General features: G+C 70.5%; 14 protein-coding genes. 10 read left to right on the top strand and 4 right to left on the bottom strand.

Translation table 11 applies throughout. The features are described 5' to 3' along the window. Positions 1–52: 52 nt before the first annotated feature. From ACWPOB_RS00070 to ACWPOB_RS00045, 6 genes are read left to right on the top strand one after another with little or no spacing between them, the layout of a single operon-like run. The gene (locus ACWPOB_RS00070; RefSeq protein WP_455399489.1) at positions 53–991 is read left to right on the top strand and encodes a shikimate dehydrogenase; all 939 of its coding nucleotides are present in this window, start codon (positions 53–55) and stop codon (positions 989–991) included. Next, on the top strand, positions 988–2,940 hold the full coding sequence (locus tag ACWPOB_RS00065; protein ID WP_455399488.1) for an oxidoreductase: 1,953 nt from the start codon (positions 988–990) through the stop codon (positions 2,938–2,940). The genes ACWPOB_RS00070 and ACWPOB_RS00065 overlap by 4 nt, the downstream gene beginning before the upstream one ends. Next, on the top strand, positions 2,937–3,773 hold the full coding sequence (locus ACWPOB_RS00060) for an aldo/keto reductase (RefSeq protein ID WP_455399487.1): 837 nt from the start codon (positions 2,937–2,939) through the stop codon (positions 3,771–3,773). The genes ACWPOB_RS00065 and ACWPOB_RS00060 overlap by 4 nt, the downstream gene beginning before the upstream one ends. Next, entirely contained in the window at positions 3,773–4,867 is a 1,095-nt protein-coding gene (locus ACWPOB_RS00055; RefSeq protein WP_455399486.1) for a Gfo/Idh/MocA family protein, read from the top strand. The genes ACWPOB_RS00060 and ACWPOB_RS00055 overlap by 1 nt, the downstream gene beginning before the upstream one ends. Continuing rightward, positions 4,864–6,594: an FAD-dependent oxidoreductase gene (locus ACWPOB_RS00050; protein WP_455399485.1), complete on the top strand. Its 1,731-nt coding sequence runs from the start codon at positions 4,864–4,866 to the stop codon at positions 6,592–6,594. The genes ACWPOB_RS00055 and ACWPOB_RS00050 overlap by 4 nt, the downstream gene beginning before the upstream one ends. After that, a complete protein-coding gene (locus ACWPOB_RS00045) occupies positions 6,591–7,421 on the top strand; it encodes a sugar phosphate isomerase/epimerase family protein (RefSeq protein ID WP_455399484.1) in 831 nt (276 codons plus the stop codon). Before ACWPOB_RS00050 ends, ACWPOB_RS00045 begins: the two co-directional genes overlap by 4 nt. Before the next feature lie 99 nt (positions 7,422–7,520). On the opposite strand, the gene ACWPOB_RS00040 is transcribed toward ACWPOB_RS00045, so the two are convergent. Genes ACWPOB_RS00040 through ACWPOB_RS00030 form a run of 3 tightly spaced genes read right to left on the bottom strand, consistent with a single transcriptional unit; the run spans position 7,521 to position 11,168 of the window. Then, positions 7,521–8,678 (bottom strand): acyl-CoA dehydrogenase family protein, encoded by a 1,158-nt coding sequence (locus ACWPOB_RS00040; protein ID WP_455399483.1) that lies wholly within the window; start codon positions 8,676–8,678, stop codon positions 7,521–7,523. A gap of 34 nt (positions 8,679–8,712) precedes the next feature. Next, positions 8,713–9,906 carry an acyl-CoA dehydrogenase family protein gene (locus ACWPOB_RS00035; RefSeq protein WP_006944025.1) on the bottom strand — a complete coding sequence of 398 codons (1,194 nt, stop codon included), beginning with the start codon at positions 9,904–9,906 and terminating at the stop codon, positions 8,713–8,715. Next, complete coding sequence (locus tag ACWPOB_RS00030; RefSeq protein ID WP_455399482.1) at positions 9,903–11,168, bottom strand: CoA transferase; 1,266 nt, start codon at positions 11,166–11,168, stop codon at positions 9,903–9,905. Before ACWPOB_RS00030 ends, ACWPOB_RS00035 begins: the two co-directional genes overlap by 4 nt. Positions 11,169–11,483: 315 nt before the next feature. Here ACWPOB_RS00030 and ACWPOB_RS00025 point away from each other — a divergent pair, with 315 nt between their 5' ends. The 4 genes from ACWPOB_RS00025 to ACWPOB_RS00010 all read left to right on the top strand — a co-directional run bounded on the left by ACWPOB_RS00025 (position 11,484) and on the right by ACWPOB_RS00010 (position 16,585). Continuing rightward, the gene (locus tag ACWPOB_RS00025) at positions 11,484–12,824 is read left to right on the top strand and encodes an MFS transporter (RefSeq protein WP_161996802.1); all 1,341 of its coding nucleotides are present in this window, start codon (positions 11,484–11,486) and stop codon (positions 12,822–12,824) included. A gap of 135 nt (positions 12,825–12,959) precedes the next feature. Next, positions 12,960–14,090: a thiolase family protein gene (locus ACWPOB_RS00020; RefSeq protein ID WP_455399481.1), complete on the top strand. Its 1,131-nt coding sequence runs from the start codon at positions 12,960–12,962 to the stop codon at positions 14,088–14,090. Positions 14,091–14,127: 37 nt separating this feature from the next. Next, positions 14,128–14,892: an SDR family NAD(P)-dependent oxidoreductase gene (locus ACWPOB_RS00015; RefSeq protein ID WP_006944010.1), complete on the top strand. Its 765-nt coding sequence runs from the start codon at positions 14,128–14,130 to the stop codon at positions 14,890–14,892. Positions 14,893–14,902: 10 nt separating this feature from the next. Beyond that, positions 14,903–16,585, top strand: coding sequence for a class I adenylate-forming enzyme family protein (locus tag ACWPOB_RS00010; RefSeq protein WP_455399480.1), 1,683 nt, complete (start codon positions 14,903–14,905; stop codon positions 16,583–16,585). 168 nt (positions 16,586–16,753) lie between these two features. On the opposite strand, the gene ACWPOB_RS00005 is transcribed toward ACWPOB_RS00010, so the two are convergent. Next, positions 16,754–16,899, bottom strand: a 146-nt coding sequence (locus tag ACWPOB_RS00005) for an acyl-CoA dehydrogenase family protein (RefSeq protein WP_455399701.1), incomplete at its 5' end; no start/stop codon positions are given.

Here is a 16,899-nt window from a genome sequence, read left to right as displayed (position 1 = left end):
CCGGCGCCCGACGCGCCGGGGCCACGGCCCGTCCCACCCCGTAGGAGTAACCGTGACCCCGTCCACCGCCCGCCACCGCATCCGGCTCGTGGGGGCAGGCATCGCCTCGTCCCTGTCGCCGGCCCTCCACGAGCGCGAGGCCGCCGCACTCGGTCTGACCGACTACCGCTACGAACTGCTCGACCTCGAGGCGGAGAACGTTCCCGTCGAACGCACCGGCGACCTGGTGCGCTCCGTCGTCGCCGGCGGCTGCACCGGCCTGAACATCACCCACCCCTGCAAGCAGGTCGTCATCCCGGCCCTCGACGGGCTGTCCGACAACGCCCGCCTGCTCGGCGCGGTCAACACCGTCGTCGTCCGGGACGGGCGCCTGATCGGCCACAACACGGACCACAGCGGATTCCTCACGGCGCTGCGCCGCGGGTTGCCCGAGGCCGCCCTGGATGCGGTCGTGCTGGTCGGTGCGGGGGGTGCGGGCTCGGCGGTGGCCTACGCGCTCGCCGCCGCGGGTGTCGCGGACCTGCGGATCGCCGACGTGGACGCCGTCCGCGCCGCGGACGTCTGCGCACGACTGTCCACCGCCTTCCCCGCGACACGGGCCACGGCGCTGCCGGCGGAGGCGATCCCCGCCGCCCTGCGCACGTGCACCGGGGTGGTCAACGCGTCGCCGATCGGCATGGTCGGCCACCCCGGAACACCGTTCGACACCGGCGCCCTGCACCCCGGGCTGTGGGCCGCGGACATCGTCTATCGGCCGATCCGAACCGAACTGATCGCGGCCGCAGCGGCTCTCGGCTGCGACGTGCTCGACGGCGGGCAGATGCTCGTCGCCCAGGCCGCCGACACGTTCGCGCTGCTGACCGGGATCCGTCCCGACGTCGACCGCATGCGGAAGCACCTCGACGAGCTGATCTCGGACCGGGTTCTCGTGGCCGCGCCGGTGGACCGTGCGCCGGCCGGACGTCCCGATGCCCACCAGGAGATGGAATGAACACCACCGCGTCCTTCGCGCAACCGCTGGACATGGGTTCGGTCCGCTTGCGCAACCGCTTCGTGTCCGCGCCCATGGAACGCAACTACTGCGAACTCGACGGCACGATGACCGACCGCTACATCGCCTACCTCGAGCGACGTGCCGCCGGAGGCGCCGCACTCGTCTTCACCGAGGCGAGCTACGTGCGGGCCGACGGCAAGGGCCGCATCCGGCAGATGGGTGTGGACGTCGACGAACGCATCCCGGGCATCGCCCGGATGGCGGAGGCGGTGCACGCCCACGGCGCGCTCGTCGGTGTCGAACTCAACCACGGCGGTCGCACCGCGCAGGGCGCGGTGAGCGGATTCGTCCCCGTCGCCCCCACCCCGATCCCGTGCGCGGTCGTCGGCGGCGAGATGCCCGAGCAGCTCGACAGCGACGACATCGAGCACCTCGTCGAGTGCTTCGGTGAGGCCGCGGCACGTTGCGCGGAGGCCGGCGTCGACGTGATCTCCCTGCACGGCGGGCACGGCTATCTCATCCACCAGTTCCTCTCGCCCGCATACAACCACCGCGACGACGAGTGGGCCGAGCCGACGCTGTTCCTCAACCGGGTCATCGACGCCGTCCGCACCATGGCGCCGGGCATCACTCTGGGACTGCGTTTCTCGGCCTTCGAGGCGGTCGACGGCGGGCTCGACGCGGAGACGACCCGCGAGCGCATCGACGCGATCGACACGCACCGGCTGGACTTCCTCGACGTCTCGGCGGGCAACTACGAGTCGGGGCAGTGGATCATCCAGCCGGGGGAGTGGCAGCGCGGCCTGCTCGCCCCGTACGCCGAACCGTATGCCCGCGACTTCGACATCCCGGTGGGCGTCGCCGGCCGGATCAGCTCACCCGAGACGGCGGAGCAGATCATCGCCTCCGGCCGGGCCGACTTCGTGAGCATGGCCCGGACCCTGCACGCCGACCCGGATTTCCCGAACCGCGCCCTCGACGGGGGCCGGTACCGGCCCTGCATCGCCTGCAACTACTGCATCGACAGCCTGGCGGCCGGGCCGATCCCGTGTTCGGTCAACCCCTGGGTCGGTCGCGAACTCGAGCAGCCCTCGAAGCCGGCCGGGACCGCGGTGCGCGTCGCCGTCGTGGGCGGCGGACCGGCCGGCACGGCGGCCGCGCGCGACCTCGCCCTGGCGGGCCACAGCGTCGACCTGTACGACGAACGCGGCACCCTGGGCGGCGATTTCGCGTTGGCCTCCCGGCTGCACGAGTACCCGGAGTATCACCGGATCGTCGACTGGTACCGCGACGAACTCGCGGACCTGAATGTCACCTGCCACACCGGTACGAGAGTCGATGCCGCCACGCTGGCCCCGCTCGACTTCGACGCGATCGTCCTCGCGACCGGCGGGCGCGGACCGGCGATCGACCTTCCCGGTGCCGGCACGCGACGGATCCGCGACGTGCGGGAGTTCCTCGCCTCCGGGGACCCCGCGCCCGAGTCGATCACGATCTTCGGTGCCGACCGGGAGGCCGCGGCGGTGGCCGACGACCTGCTCCGGCACGGCACGAAGGTGGTGATGATCGGTCCGCAGGAGACGATCGCGCACGATGTCGGCCGTCGCGGCAAGATCGTCCTGCTGCCCCGGCTGGCGGCGAGCGAGAACCTCACCACGTACCTGTCGTCCGTCGTCACGCACATCGAGGCCGACCGGGTGGTCATCTCGACGAACGGGCAACGGCGCACAGTGCCCGCACCCGGGGAACTGCTCGTCTCGCACGGCGTCGAGCCACGCGCCGACCTGCTGACCGATCTGCGGCGGCTCGCGCCGCGGCTCGGCGTCCACTCCGTCGGGGACGCGAGCGGCGACGGCGGCTCCCTTCATGCCGCGCTCGTCACCGCCGCCGACGTCGCCGTCCGGATCACCGCGGCCGCCGATTCGCGCGTGGGGGCCGACGCATGAACCCGGAGACCACCGCGCCGGCACCGGATTCCGTGCGCACCGCGCTGCCGCGCCTCGGCCTGGGCACCTGGCCCCTCGTCGGGCCCGACGCCACGCGCGCCGTGCTCGCCGGCATCGAGGCGGGATACCGGTTGATCGACACGGCGGCGATCTACGGGAACGAGGACGCCGTCGGCGCCGCCCTCGCCGCCTGCGGCGTGCCCCGCGACGACCTGTTCGTCACCACCAAACTCCGCGGCAGCGACCATGTTTCCGGCGACGTTCGCGGTGCCGTGGAGCGGAGCCTCGAGCGCCTCGGCCTCGAACGGCTCGACTTGTTCCTCATCCACTGGCCGCTGCCGCGGTTCGACCGGTACGCCGCGGCATTCGAGGCCATGCTCGAGTGCCGCGACGCCGGGCTCGTCCGCTACGCGGGGGTTTCCAACTTCCTCGGCCACCATCTGCGCAAGGTGGTGGCCGAGACCGGGGAGGCTCCCGCCGTCAATCAGATCCAGATGGACCCGTCGCTGGCCCGCCTGCCCGTCCGCCGCGCGAACGACGAGCTCGGGGTGTTCACCCAGTCGTGGAGCCCGCTCGGCCGCGGCGAGGTGCTCGGCGCCCCCGTCGTCGCCTCGATCGCGGACCGCGTCGGCTGCACGCGCGCGCAGGTCGTGCTGGCCTGGCACCTCGCGCAGGGCGTCGTGCCGGTCGCGCGGTCGGCGAACCCGGCGCGCCAGGCCGAGAATCTGGCCGCCGTCGACGTGGAACTCACGGCAGCGGACGTCGCCGCGCTGAACCGTCTCGACCGCGGCGAAGCCGCGGCCCGGGACGTCGAACGAGAGGAACACTTCTGATGCCCCTTCGCGCAGGCATCGTCGGATGCGGAAAGATCGCGGGCAACCATGCGCACGCACTGCAGCAGGTGCCCGGCGTCGACGTCGTCGCGTGCTGCGACCCCGACCTGGAGCGCGCTCGCGCATTCGCCGCCCGGCACGGCATCGCCCACGCCGTCGGATCGGTGGCGGAGTTGTTCGCTCTCGGCCTCGACGCCTGCACCGTCTGCACACCGCACCCCGTGCACGAACAGATCGTCCTCGCCGCCGCCGAGGCCGGGATCCACGTGCTGTGCGAGAAGCCGGTCGCGGTGGACGTGGCCGCGGCCGACCGGATGATCGCGGCCGCCGACCGCGCGGGCATCACCTTCGGGGTGTTGTTCCAGCGCCGATTCTGGCCCGCGGCGCGGCGCATCAAGGCGGCGATCGAGGACGGCCGCCTCGGCGTTCCCGTCCTCGGGGAGGTGTCGGTGATCCTGCACCGCCCGTCGACCTACTACTCGGCCGACGCGTGGCGCGGGCGGTGGGACACCGACGGCGGGGGCGTCCTCATGACGCAGGCCGTACACCAGATCGACATGCTGCAGTGGTTCATGGGCGCGCCGGTCCGCGTCAGTGGCTTCGTCGGCACCCGCTTCCACGGCGAGCACATCGAAACCGAGGACAGCGCCTCGGCCGTCGTCTCGTTCGCCTCCGGTGGCACCGCGACGATCACCGCCACCACCGGCGCCAACCACAACCTCGGCAACCGCGTCACGGTGATCGGCGCAACCGGGGTGATCGCGAGCGTCCTCGAGTTCCCCGAGGGGCGTGAGGGCGTCAACGAGCTGTGGACCGCGCCGGGCGAGGTGGAACTGCGAACCCCGTATTCCCCCGATGTCGACGCCAACCTCGATGTCCGCGACGTCAACGCCGGCCTCGCCGACTTCCACACCCTGCAGGTCCAGGACTTCGCCGAGTCCGTGCTGACCGGCCGCCGGCCCGCGGTGACCGGACGGGACGCCCGCACCTCCCTGGCCGTCGTCGCCGCGATCTACGAATCCTCCCGCACCGGCCGGGTCGTCGAACTCGCGTCCGCACCCACCCTCGTCTCGTCCGGCAAGGAGCTCCGATGACCCCCGACACAGTGTCCGAGTCCCTCACCTACGACGTGGTTGTCGTCGGGTCCGGCGCGGGCGGGCTGTCCACGGCCGTGGCTGCCGCCCACGGGGGCGCCTCCGTGCTCGTCGTCGAGAAGGCGGACGTGTGCGGCGGCGCCACCGCCTGGTCGGGCGGGTGGATGTGGACGCCGCGGAACCTGTTCGCCCACGCCGACGGGGTGCACGAGGACCGCTCGGAACCGCGCCGCTACCTCGAGCACCGGCTCGGGGACAACTTCGATGCCGCCAAGGTGGACGCGCTCCTCGACGGGGCCCCCGAGATGGTCGAGTTCTTCGAACACCACACGGCGCTGCAGTTCGTCCCCGGCGCCGCCATCGCCGACATCCACGGTGACACCCCCGGCGCGGGCACGGGACACCGCTCCGTCGCGCCGAAGCCCGTGAGCCTGCGCCGCCTCGGACCCGACGTCGCCGCGCTGCTGCGGCGGCAGCTGTACGAGACCTCGTTCCTCGGCATGGGCATCATGGCCGGCCCGGACCTGCAGGCATTCCTGCACTCGACCCGCTCGGGCCGGGCGTTCCTGCACTGCGCGCGCCGGGTCTCGACACACGTGTTCGACCTCGCCACCAAGCGTCGGGGCCAGCACCTGGTCAACGGGACGGCGCTCGTGGGCCGGCTGCTACGCTCCGCGCTCGATGCCGGCGCCGACATCCGCGTCGCCACCGCCGCCACCGCACTCGTCACCGACCCGTCCGGCCGTGTCATCGGGGTCCGGCTCGAGGGCCCCGACGGCGCCTACACGGTGTCCGCCCGCCGGGGTGTCGTCCTCGCGACCGGCGGGTTCACCCGCGACCTCGACCGGCGGCGAGAGCTGTTCCCCCGCACCCCGACCGGACGCGAACACTGGACGCTCACGCCGTCCACGACGACCGGTGACGGCATCTCGCTGGGCGAATCCGTCGGGGGCCGCCTCGACCGCTCGCTCTCCTCGCCGGTGGCATACTGTCCCGTCTCCCTCGTCCGGTACCGCAACGGCAGGCAAGGCGTGTTCCCGCACATCCTGGACCGCGGAAAGCCCGGTGTCATCGGGGTGCTGGCCGACGGGCGCCGTTTCGTCAACGAGGCGCTCGGATATCACGACTACACACTGGCAATGGTCGAGCAGGTGCCGGACGGCGAGGAGGTCTGCTCCTGGCTGATCGCCGACCAGCAGTACCTGCGGTACTTCCCGCTCGGCATGGCCAAGCCCTTCCCGATCCCGACGTGGCCCTACCTGCGATCCGGATACCTCTCGAAGGGCCGGACGATCCGCGAACTCGCGGAGCGGATCGGCGTCGACCCGGACGGGCTCGAGAAGACCGTCACCGCGTTCAACGAGAGCGCACGCCTCGGGGAGGATCCCGAATTCGGCCGCGGCACCACACCGTTCAACGTCAAGTCCGGGGACGCGGACAACCCGTGGCCCAACCCGTCCCTCGCGCCGCTCGAGCGCGGACCGTTCTACGCCGTCAAGGTCGTCCCCGGCAGTTTCGGCACGTTCGCCGGCCTGGTCACCGACTCGTCGTCCCGGGTGCTGAACGGCGACGACCGGCCGATCGACGGGCTGTTCGCGGTCGGCGTCGACCAGTCCAGCGTGATGGGCGGCCACTACCCCTCCGGCGGAATCAATCTGGGCCCGGCAATGACCTTCGGGTACCTGACCGGACGCCGCCTCGCATCGACCACAGGAGCCATCCGATGAGTACCCCGCTCGGCCTCGCCGCCCTCACCGTCCTCGACACACCGCCGCTGCAGCACGTCGATCTCGCCGAACGGCACGGATTCGACACGATCGGACTGCGTCTGCTGCCCGCGGCGCCCGGCACCACGGCGTACCCGCTGCATGAGGACGACGCCGCGCTCTCCGCGCTCGTCCGCCGTCTCGCCGATTCCCCGGTCGAGGTGTTCGACCTCGAGATCATCCGTCTCGGTCCGGATTTCGATCCGTCCGACTATGCCCCGCTGCTCGAGGCGGGGGCGCGGCTCGGGGCGCGGGCCGTCCTGGTCGGCGGCGACGACCCCGACCGAGCCCGTCTCACCGACTCCTACGCGCGGCTGGCGGAGCTGTGCGCCTCCTACGGCATCGTTGCGAGCCTCGAATTCATGCCGTGGACAGCGGTTCCCGACGCGAAGACGGCCGTCGAGATCGTCGCCGGGGCCGACGGTCCGGCTCGCAGTGTGCTCGTCGACGCGCTGCACGTCGCGCGCTCTGCCACGACCGTCGCCGACCTGGCCGCCATCCCGCGCGAGTGGTTGCACTACGCCCAGATGTGCGACGGTGCCACCCCGGCCCCGCGCGATCACGCCGAACTGATCCGGCACGCCCGGGAGGAACGGCTCGTGCCCGGAACGGGCGGCATCGACCTGCCGGCGATCTGGTCCGCCCTGCCGGAGGAGCTGCCGGTGAGCATCGAGCTGCCGAACGAGCCGCTGCGCCAGGCGATCGGCACCGACGCCTGGCTCGAGCAGCTGGTCACTGCCACCAGGGCCGTGCTCGGACATGTCCCGGTCACCGCGATCGTCGAGTGAATCAGGAACACAACCGAATTCGCTCGCAACATCGGAATCCGCCCACGCTGTGGCGTGGGCGGATTCCGGTATTCCGCACGGATCCTCAGCGGGCGGAGGTCAGAGCCCGAGATCCTTGGCGATGATCGTCTTCATGACCTCGCTGGTGCCGCCGTAGATGCGGCTGACGCGGGTGTCGGCGTAGAGCCGCGCGATCGGGTACTCGGTGATGTAGCCGTAGCCGCCGTGCAGCTGCAGGCACTTGTCGATGACCCGGCCGGCGGCCTCGGTGCAGAACAGCTTGGCCTTCGCCGCGTCCGCAACGGTCAGTTCGCCGGCGTCGTGCAGGTCGAGGGCACGGTCGACCATGAGCCGGATCGCCTCGACCTCGGTGGCGCACTCGGCGAGGACGAACTTGGTGTTCTGGAACGACGCGACCGGCTTGCCGAACACCTTGCGGTCCTTGACGTACGCGATCGCGTGCGACAGCGCCGCGGCCGAGGACGCCGATGCGCCGAATGCGATGGTCAGCCGCTCCTGCGCGAGATTGTGCGTCAGGTAGGAGAATCCGGCACCCTCCTCGCCGAGCCGGTCCGTCACGGGCACCTTCACGTCGGTGAAGGACAGTTCGGCGGTGTCGGACGCCTTGAGACCGATCTTCTCGATCTTGCGGCCCACGGCAAAGCCCTCGGAGGTGGTGTCGACGACGAGAATGCTCAGCCCCGCGCGGCGGTCCTCCGGCGTGGCGGGCGCCGTGCGGCACACCACGAGGATGCGGTCGGCGAGCGCACCACCGGTGATGAAGGTCTTCGCGCCGTTGACGACGTAGTGGCTGCCGTCGGCCGACAGCTTCGCCGTCGTCGAGATGTTCGCCAGGTCCGACCCGGTGCCGGGCTCGGTCATCGCGATCGCGAACATCAGGTCACCCGAGGCGAATCCGGGCAACCAGCGCTGCTTCTGCTCCTCGGAGGCGTACTCGAGCAGGTACGGCAGGATCAGGTTGGAATGCACCGAGTAGCTGCCGAAGGACACGCCCGCGGCGGCCGTCTCCTCGGCGACGACGGCGTTGAACTTGATGGACTTCTCGCCGCCCCCGCCGAACTCCTCGGGCGCCTGGATGCCGAGCACGCCGAGCTCACCGAGGCGGCGGTAGAAGTCGCGCGGGGGATGCCCCTCGACCTCCCAGTCGTGGTGGACCGGCGCGACCTCCTTGGCGATGAAGTCGCGGACGAGCTTGCGGAAGGCCTCGTGGTCCTCGTTGAACACGGTTCGCTGCACGGAAAGGTTCTCCTTCGAATGGGATCGATGCGGATCAGAGTGCGTAGCTGCGCAGTACGCCCTTGCTGATGATCGTCTTCTGGATCTCGCTGGTGCCCTCGCCGATGAGCAGGAACGGTGCCTCGCGCATGAGCCGCTCGATCTCGTACTCCTTGGAATAGCCGTACCCGCCGTGGATGCGGAAGCTGGCCTGGGTGACCTCCGAGCAGTACTCGCTGGTGAGGTATTTCGCCATGCCGGCGGCGACGTCGTTGCGCTCGCCGGAGTCCTTCAGCCGCGCGGCGTTGACCATCATCAGATGAGCGGCCTCGACCTTCGTCGCCATCTCCGCGAGGGAGAAGGAGATCGCCTGGTGCTGCGCGATGGGCTTGCCGAAGGTGGTGCGCTGCTGCGCGTACCGGGCGGCGAGCTCGAACGCGCGGATGGCGACACCGCAGGCGCGGGCCGAGACGTTGACGCGGCCGACCTCGACGCCGTCCATCATCTGATAGAAGCCGCGGCCGGGAGTGCCACCGAGGACATCGGTCGCCTTGGCGCGGTAGTTGTCGAAGATCAGCTCGGTGGTGTCGATCCCCTTGTAGCCCATCTTGTCGATCTTGCCGGGGATGGTGACGCCGGGGACGACCTCGCCGAAGCCGGCGGGCTTCTCCACGAGGAACGTGGTGAGATTCTCGTGGGGCTTGGCAGCGCCCTCCTCGGTGCGCACCAGCGCGGCCACGAGGGTCGAGCTGCCGCCGTTGGTCAGCCACATCTTCTGGCCGTTGATCACGTAGTCGCCGTCGGCGTCACGCTTGGCCTTCGTGCGGATCGCGGCGACGTCCGAGCCCAGTTCCGGCTCGGACATCGAGAAGGCACCGCGGGTCTCGCCGGTCGCCATCTTCGGCAGGTAGTAGTTCTTCTGCTCGTCGGTGCCGTGCTGGCGCAGCATGTAGGCGACGATGAAGTGGGTGTTGATCACGCCGGACACGCTCATCCAGCCGCGGGCGAGTTCCTCGACGCACAGGGCATAGGTGAGCAGCGACTCGCCGAGCCCGCCGTACTCCTCGGGGATCATCAGCCCGAACAGGCCCATCTCCCGCATCTGATCGACGATGGCCTGCGGGTAGGTGTCCGAGTGCTCGAGTTCCTGCGCGTTCGGGATGATCTCCCGGTCGACGAACTGCCGGACGGTGGCGAGGATCTCGGTCTGGAACTCGGTGAGGCCGAGGGTCTGGGCGAGACGGGTCATGCGAAGTCCTTCTCGAGGGCGGGGAGGGTGCCGGCGGGGACACCGACGGTCCCGTCGGTGGCGAGACGATCGATCTCTTCGGGCGTCAGGCCGAGGTGTTCGCTGAGGACGGCGGCGGTGTCGTCGCCGTTGGCCGGCGCCGGCCGGGGTGCGGGGTGGAGGCCGTCGAACGACATCGGCAGGCTGGGGGCCAGGTGCCCGCCGACGCGGGGCTGCTCGACGTACTGGAACATCGGATTGGCGGTGACGCGAGGGTCTTTCGCGATCTCGGCGAAGGTGCGGTACCGCTCGTGCAGGATCGAGGTGCCCGACAGGGCGGTCTCCACCTCGGCGGCGGTGTGCTCGCGGAACCACACGGCGAACAATGCGTCGAGTACCTCGCGGTGGCGGTAACGGGCGCCCTCGTCGCGGAAGTCGGCGCCGAGGGCGGATTGGAGCGCGTCGACCGCGGCCGTCGTGCCGGTCAGTTCGGTCAGGTCGCGGAAGTGGCGCGGGGTCAGCGCGACGACCATGAAGGACGTGCCGTCGGACGTGGTGAAATCGCGACCGTAGGTGCCGTAGACGGCGTTGCCGATGCGGTCGCGGTCGGGCCCGCCGAGCTGGGCCTCGGCGAGGTAGCCGAGGTTGCCGACGGTGGCGAGGGCGACGTCTTCGAGGGGGAGCACGATCTTCGCGCCCGCACCGGTGACCTCGCGGCGGTGCACCGCGGACGCGACCGAGAGCGCGGCGTAGAGACCGCACGCGACGTCCCACGCCGGCAACAGGTGATTGACCGGGCCGCCGTGGCCGACGGGGCCGGTGGCGAGCGGGAAGCCCGCGGCGGCGTTGACGGTGTAGTCGACGGCGGAACCGCCGTCCGCGCGGCCCAGGACCTGCACGTGGATCAGGTCGGGGCGGATCGTGGCGAGCTCGTCGTAGTCGAGCCAGTCGCGTCCCGCGGCGTTGGTGACGAGCACCCCGGCGTCGGTGATGAGGTCACGGATCAGCTTGTGCGCGTTCGGGTCCCGGAAATCCGCCGCGAGGGAGCGCTTGCCCTTGTTCAGGCCCGCCCAGTAGATGGACTCGCCGTCCTCGGTGACGGGCCACCGGTGGTAGTCGGCAGCGCCGCCGATCGGGTCGACGCGGACGACCTCGGCGCCGAGCTGCGCGAGCGTCATGCCGCACAAGGGGGCTGCGATGAAACTCGAGACCTCGATGACCCGCACACCGGCCAGGGGCGCGGTGGACGAGGGAAGCTCGTCGATGGAAGCAGTGGAGTTCATATCGCCTGTCCTCATCCGGGCGGACGCCGGAGCCCAGGGCGCGCCGGCGAAGCTGTCCGAGCAAATATGCAGCACCGCCGGGCCGCAGGGCCAACACCGTTCGGCTATAGGTCGGTTAGCGCCGATCAATGGCCCTCGCATTGGAGGGCCGGAAGTCCATAGGTTTCGACGATCGATCGATTCGTCGACGGGACATTGCCTCAGTGACCTACACCACGTTGAATGGATCCCGAGCGCCTGATCGGTGCATCTCCTTCGATCGCCGACGCACCGTCCGATCGATATATCCCTTCGAGCCATTAAGGGGACACTCCGGTGACCACTGGCGAAATCTCGCACGACGCAGCGCACGGCGCCCCGCCGAAGGGGGCGACACCACTCGTCAGCGGCAAGCAGGCGTGGGGCATGACCGGCCTCGTGATCTTCCTGTACGTCGTCAACTACGCCGACAAGGCTGTGCTGGGCATCATCGCGCAGCCGCTGGCTCGCGAGCTGGGACTGTCCTCTTCCCAGATCGGCCTCGTCGGATCCCTGTTCTTCGTGACCTTCACACTCGGCGGCTTCCTGGCCGGCCCGCTCAACAAATACCTCACCCTGCGGTGGGCGCTGCTGGCGCTGGCCGCGATGTGGTCGGTGGTCATGCTGCCGCTGGTCGTCTCGGCGAGCCTGGTGATGCTGATCGTCACCCGCATGCTGCTCGGCCTGGCCGAAGGCCCAAGCTCGGCGCTCATGCACACCGCTGCGTACTCCTGGCATCCCCCGGCCAAGCGCGGCCTGCCCGGCGCCTTCCTCGCCGGCTCAGCGTCGGTTGCCAAGATCGCTCTCGCCCCGATCCTCGCCTACATCACGGTCGAGTGGGGCTGGCGGGCCGCCCTGGTCTCCCTGTCGATCCTCGGCGCCGTGTGGATGGCCTCGTGGCTGACCGGCTGGAAGGAAGGCCCGTTCACCGCGACGGCCGTGAAGAAGGGGACCGGCACCGCATCCACCGAACCGTCGGTGCCGTGGAAGAAGATCTTCCTCACCCGCACGTTCATCAGCTGCGCTGTCCTGATCATGGTCGTCTACGCGCTCACCACCGTCGTGCTGACCTGGCTGCCCTCCTACTTCGAGGTGGGCCTCGGCTACAGCGCCCTGCAGGCCGGTTCGATGTTCGCCCTGCCGTCGATCGTCGGTCTCGTCCTCATGGTCACGTCCGGTTCGGTCACCGACCGGCTCGCCCAGCGGGGCTACCGTTCCCGGGTCGTGCGGATCATTGTTCCCGGCATCGGCGTCCTCGTCTGCGGTTCGGTCCTGGTCTTCCTGCCCAGCATCGGCACCCCCGGCCTCGCCGTCGCGGCCGTGTCCATCGGCTACGGCTTCGGCGCGATCGTCTTCCCCCTGATCAACGCCGCCATCTCGGAGCTGTGCCCGCCGCAGCAGACCGCCGGCACGATGGGCGTGTTCCTCGCGCTGATGGCCGTCGGCGGCCTGGTCGCCCCCTATGGCACCGGCGTGCTCGTCGACAACGCGGCCACCCCGGCCGAGGGCTACGCGACCGCCTTCCAGGTCATCGGTGCGCTGGGCATCGTCGCGGCGATCCTCGTCCTGATCTTCGCGAACCCGGAGCGCGACCGCGCCGTCATCCGGGGCGAGTCGGACGCCACCGCGAAGGCATAGCTTCCGCCTAACGGAGTCATCCACCGAATGTCCTTTCCCCACCGGCCGGGTGCGTGATCGACTCGATATCGAGGACCACCACCCGGCCGGTCGTCGTCTTCGCTCCTCGCTCTTCTACTGCAGTAAGGAATCCCCATGCGCGATGCCGTGATCGTCGATGCCGTCCGTACTCCGATCGGGCGCCGTGGCGGTGCCCTGTCCGAGGTCCATCCCGCCAACCTGTCGGCACACGTGCTCGGGGCCCTCGCCGACCGCACCGGCCTCGATCCCGCGTCGGTCGAGGATGTCGTGTGGGGTTGCGTGAGCCAGGTCGGCGAGCAGGCCGGAATCGTCTCACGCAGTGCCGTGTTCGCCGCCGGCTGGCCCGAGACGGTTCCGGCCACCACCGTGAACCGGGCCTGCGGGTCGAGCCAGCAGGCCGTCTCGTTCGCCGCGGCTACCGTGATCTCCGGTCAGAGCGACGTGGTCGTCGCCGGTGGCGTGGAGTCGATGAGCCGCGTCCCGATGGGCAGCGCGAGCAAGAACGGTGAGCACTTCCCGGCCGAGGTTCTCGAGCGGTTCGGTGTCGAGGGCTTCAGCCAGGGCACCGGCGCGGAGATGATGGCCGAGAAGTGGGGCCTGTCCCGCACCGCGCTCGACGAGTACTCGCTGCGCTCGCACGAGCTGTCCGCGGCCGCGACCGACGCCGGCGCCTTCGCCGGGCAGCTCGCCCCGATCGCCGGCCTGAGCGCCGACGAGGGCATCCGCCGCGGGGGCAGCCTCGAGTCCCTGGCCAAGCTGAAGACCGTGTTCAAGGAGGACGGCGTGATCCACGCCGGCAACTCCTCGCAGATCTCCGACGGCGCCGGCGCCCTCCTGATCACCACGAGCGAGTACGCCGCGGCGCAGGGCTGGACCCCGATGGCCCGCATCCACACCGCCGTCGTCGCCGCCGACGATCCGGTCATCATGCTCACCGGTCCCATCGCGGCCACCGAGAAGGCGCTGAAGCGGTCTGGCCTGTCCATCGACGAGATCGGCGCCTTCGAGATCAACGAGGCGTTCGCCCCGGTGCCGCTCGCGTGGCAGATCGAGACCGGCGCCGCGATGGACCGGCTCAACCCGCTCGGTGGCGCCATCGGCGTCGGCCACCCGCTCGGCGGCTCCGGCGCGATCCTCATGACCCGCCTCGTGCACCACATGCGCGACAACGGCATCCGTTACGGCCTGCAGTCGATGTGCGAGGCCGGCGGCATGGCGAACGCCACCATCCTCGAACTGCTCTGACATCCCGCTTCGCATTTCAGGAAAAGGAACGAAAGATATGGAACTGAAGGGTCTTTCCGTCGCGATCACCGGCGGCGCCTCCGGTCTCGGCCTGGCCACCGCCCGCCGCGTCCTCGACGCCGGCGGCACCGTCACCCTCATCGACCTGCCCGGCTCGCCGGGTGCCGACGTCGCGAGCTCCCTCGGTGACGGCGCGGCCTTCGCCGCCGCCGACGTCACCGACGCCGAGCAGTTCGCCGCCGCCCTGGACGTCGCGCACGAGCGCGGCGGCCTGCGCGGACTCGTGCACTGCGCCGGCGCCGGCCGGAAGATGCGCGTCCTCGACAAGGAGGGCAAGGCCGGTTCGCTCGAGGACTTCGAGTTCGTGATCCGGCTGAACCTGATCGGCTCGTTCAACGCGCTGCGTCTCGGTGCCGAGCGCATGGCCGCGCTCGAGCCGGTCGACGGCGAGCGTGGCGCCATCGTCATGACCGCGTCGGTCGCCGCCTTCGAGGGACAGATCGGCCAGATCAACTACTCGGCGTCCAAGGCCGGCATCGTCGGCATGACCGTCGTCGCCGCCCGCGACCTGGCCAGCAAGAACATCCGCGTCAACACCATCGCGCCGGGCATCATGGACACCCCGCTGCTCGCGCGCCTGCGCGACGACGTGCGCGCCTCGCTCGAGAAGACCGTGCCGAACCCGGCGCGCCTGGGCCGCCCCGACGAGTTCGGCCGGCTGGCCACCAACATCCTCGAGAACGGCTACCTCAACGGTGAGACCATCCGCCTCGACGGTGCCATCCGCATGGCCCCGCGCTGAGATGGGACGGATGACCATGAACCTGCCGGATCCGACGACGATGTCGCTGTCCTACCCGGACGTGACGATGGGTGTGTGGGCGCCGAGCATGGCCGCCCTCTACGGCGACCGCGCGGCGATCGTCGACGGGGAACGGGTGTGCACGTACCGCGAGCTCGACGAGCGGTCCGCGCAGTTCGCCTCCGCCCTGCAGGGCGCCGGTGTCGCGCCGCGCGACGTGGTGCTGATGCACGTGGGCAACTGCATCGAGTTCATCGTGGCCTACTACGGTGCGCTGCGGGCCGGCGCCACCGTGACGCTGGTCAACCCGCTGCAACCGGAACCGGGCCTGCGCAAGCAGATCGAGGAGACGGGTGCCGTGGCGGCGGTGACCCAGCCGCAGCAGCTGGGTGTCCTGCTCGGCGCCGCGGCGGGCACCACGGCCGCGACGATCGTGGTGGTGTCCGACGAGCCGGTGGAGGTGGCCCCCACCTCCGCGGCGGTCGTGCGGTTCGACGAGTTCCTCGCCGGACAGCCCACCGCGTTCACGCCGGCGGAGGTCGCCGGAACGGACGTCGCGCACCTGGCCTACACCGGCGGTACCACCGGCATCTCCAAGGGCGTGCGCGTGCTGCACCGCAACGTGGTCGCCAACGTGACCCAGATGTGCGGGTGGCGGGCCGCCCACCAGGTCGTCACCATCGGCGACGGGCTGGTCGCGCTGCGCCCGATCGAGGGTCTCGACGTGCACGGGGTGATCCCCGGCGAGGGCGCCACCGTCGTCGTGTCGCCGCTGTTCCACGCCCACGCGCTGATCAACACGTCGTTCCTGCTGCTGTGCGGCCTCACCCAGGTGCTCGCGGGCCGCTTCGACCCCGCCCGCATGCTCGAGCTCGTCGAGCGGCACCGCGCCAGCTACATCACCGGCAGCCCGGCCATGTGGCATGCGCTGGCCACCCACCCCGACGTCGCTCGCCGTGACACCACGTCGGTGCGGGTCGTGTCGTCGGGGGCGGCACCGATCGACCACGTCACGCTCGAAGCGCTCGGTGCGGCGTTCCCGAACGCCCGCGTGGCCGAGGGCTACGGCCTGACCGAGGGCACGTGTGTGGTCACCGCCATGCCGCTGATCATCGGGTCCACCTATCGTCTCGGCAGTGTGGGCCTGCCCATCTTCGACACCGAGGTCGAGATCCGGGCCCAGGACGATCCGAGCGTCGTCCTCGGCGAGGGCGAGCGCGGCGAACTGTGGGTCCGGGGGCCTCAGGTGACCGACGGCTACCTCGGCCATCCCGAGATCACGGCCCAGCAGTACGTGGACGGCTGGCTCGACACCGGCGACATCGCCTACCGCGACGCCGACGGCTATCTCTACATCTGCGACCGCGCCAAGGACATGCTGATCTACAAGGGCTACAACGTGTATCCGCGTGAGCTCGAGGAGATCCTGGTGTCTCATCCTGCGGTGTCGACGGCGGCGGTGGTCGGCCGCGAGGCCGGCAACGTCGGGCAGGAGCCGGTCGCCTTCGTGGTGCCGGTGCCGGGCGCGCAGCCCGACCCTGCCGAGCTGATGGCATTCGTTGCCGAGCAGGTCCTGCCCTACAAGAAGATTCGCGAGGTCGTCCTCGTGGACGCACTGCCCACCTCCGCGGCGGGCAAGGTGCTCAAGACGGATCTGCGGGCCCGGATCGAGCAGGCCGCGGCCTCACGCTGAACCGGCAGCCGGGTACCGCGACGGTGCCCGGCTGCCGCCGCGTCGCCGAGCGAATGGACCATGCCGTCGGTCTGACGAGGTGAGCGATACATTCGCTCGGACGAACGGACGAACGGACGAACAGGGGCGGTGCCTTCGACAGGCACCGCCCCTCGTCGCGTTCCGGGGTCAGCCGCGCTGGGCCTGTTTGACCAGTCCGCCGCCGATGATCAGGCGCTGGATCTCGCTGGTGCCCTCGTACAGGCGCAGCAGCCGCACGTCCCGGTAGATCCGCTCGACCGGCACCTCCCGCATGTACCCGGTGCCGCCGTGGA

Source organism: Rhodococcus sp. 2H158, from assembly GCF_053764755.1.
This window is presented reverse-complemented; position numbering and strand designations above follow the sequence as displayed.